The organism is Thiothrix nivea DSM 5205 (assembly GCF_000260135.1).
GTDB lineage: Bacteria > Pseudomonadota > Gammaproteobacteria > Thiotrichales > Thiotrichaceae > Thiothrix > Thiothrix nivea.
In genome coordinates, this window is the sequence record NZ_JH651384.1 from 4,585,961 (window position 1) to 4,587,486 (window position 1,526).

General features: G+C 34.5%; 1 protein-coding gene. It reads left to right on the top strand.

Going from position 1 to position 1,526, the window contains the following annotated elements; all coding sequences use genetic code 11:
* The coding region (locus THINI_RS22695; RefSeq protein WP_211207008.1) for a hypothetical protein at nucleotides 1-1,304 on the top strand (1,304 nt) is incomplete at its 5' end.
* Nucleotides 1,305-1,526 lie beyond the last annotated feature (222 nt).

Sequence of the window (1,526 nt, forward strand, 5' to 3'; positions counted from 1 at the left end):
AGTCACTTCGCAGCCACAAACGCGCCACTCAACTCCGACGCGTTAGCTGTAATATGAAGAAAGCGAAGTTACTATATAGCAAAGAAGATGGATTTCTTAAGAAAGAAATTGAAGCCACTGCTATAACAAGCCGTGCTGATGCCAGGAAAATTGGTCCATTTGCAGATGAGAATAACAAAAAAGTTTTATGGGTAAACTGGGGTCAGCATAAAGAAACTGGAAAATATATATTTCCATACTTTCGACACTATCCAAAAAGTTATAAACATGAATCAGAAATAAACATTGAAATCAAAAAACGTTTTAGTGCTTCATTAGAAAGCAAAAACCATAAAAAAGCAAAAGAATGTATTGCTGGCGCATTAGAAAAAAGATTAAAAAATAAACACCATTTACCTTGGGCATTTAAAGATACTAGAACATCTGACTTTCCATTATCCGGTGATTTATTAGCTGACGTTGAAGTAATAGAAAAAGAGCATATTTTAAGAACTCCATTTGGAGAGGAATATAGATTAGATATAGCACTGCTGGGCAAAAAAGTAAAAAATAAAAGAGTCCTACTCGCTGGTATTGAAATTGAATTCACTCATGAATTTGAAATGATAAAATGCTTATTACTGAAAACATTAGGCTTTCCATTGATTTCAATAGATGTGACTAGCATAGATGTATCTGATATAAGCGAGGAATGGGCAGATAAATCGTTGATCGAGACCACAAAATCAAATAGTTCAGGCATACGGAAGAACTATATTTATATACATGAGTCAATTTATCCTTTATACATGGATATACCGAGAGATATTCTTAATGAAACAAGGCATCAGTATCTACTTTTCATAAAAGAAGAACAACATGATAGGTTAAAAACATACTTAAGTGAACTGAAAAAATATTTAAGCATTAGCAATAATGATGTTCTCATTCAAGAAACCAAAATCTCAAATGAGCAAACAAGAAAAATTGTAGAACATGCTGGCTCTATTGCAGGAGAAGACTGGAGAAATTACAACAAAGATAGATTTATATCAGTAACACTAGATAAGCCCCTAACAAAATCAGGGAACATATATATATTTCATCTGGTTATGGCTCAGTTAATCAATGCAATATTTGATACTTTGGTAGGATATAAATATGAGACCGGTATTAAAAACTATGATCCTAGCATTTTGACTTGGAAACTTACTGATTATAAAAATAGCAGCTATCCAAATTATAAAATCTACAATCTTATTTCTAAACAAGTTTCTGAACCTATTCATAAAATTATTGAGTTGTTTAACAAGCTAGATAAATAGCTAACAAATTATATATGGTCTCCACAGTCAACCCTTTCCAGCAAAGATCCAATAAAAACCCTCAAGGCGCAGTTCCTGTGCCTTTTGGTGCAACAGCCCATGCTGGCTTCTTTGCCTGAAACGCCGGTATTGTCAAGGAGGAGTCCCGCAGGGAAGCTCCTTGACAATGCCGGTGTGTAAGGCATCCTGTTGGCGGGCTGTTGTCTTCGTCATGTGTGTTTT